We start from the raw sequence: 342 nt of genomic DNA, 5'->3' as shown, positions 1-342 counted from the left end.
GCATCGGGGCATGCTCTTCTACAGGTTGATCGAACAGTGCATTTCCATGCATCCTATGTCCTTCCGTGAGCTTGTAACTAATCCCAAGCCAAAAGTTGTGGCGCATGAGTTCGCGGTGTCAGCCAAACTTCGCCATAAAGCGCCAACTTCGCTGGATATTTCTGTGCCTTCGCACCCATGGAGAAGCTAGGCACAGCACTAAGCTGAATACCCCACTACTTTTATGTCAAGAAATTACACGTGTCAACAACCCTCGAATAAAGGCGAGGGTTGTTGACTGAGCTAGCCTAACTCTCTTATGCGTCAATATATGTCGTTTGAAATGTGTTCCGCCATTTTCAA

Annotated in this window: 1 pseudogene; it reads left to right on the top strand. The window is 47.1% G+C overall.

The annotated features are described in order from the left end of the window. Positions 1 to 190 (top strand): annotated as a pseudogene (locus IV91_RS18265) (IS1595-like element ISCARN11 family transposase); the annotation flags it as partial. Positions 191 to 342 lie beyond the last annotated feature (152 nt).

It is taken from the genome of Ferrovum myxofaciens (assembly GCF_000735045.1).
Classification (GTDB): Bacteria; Pseudomonadota; Gammaproteobacteria; order Burkholderiales; family Ferrovaceae; genus Ferrovum; species Ferrovum myxofaciens.
Note: the sequence above shows the minus strand (reverse complement) of the source record. Positions and strands in the feature narration are given on the sequence as shown.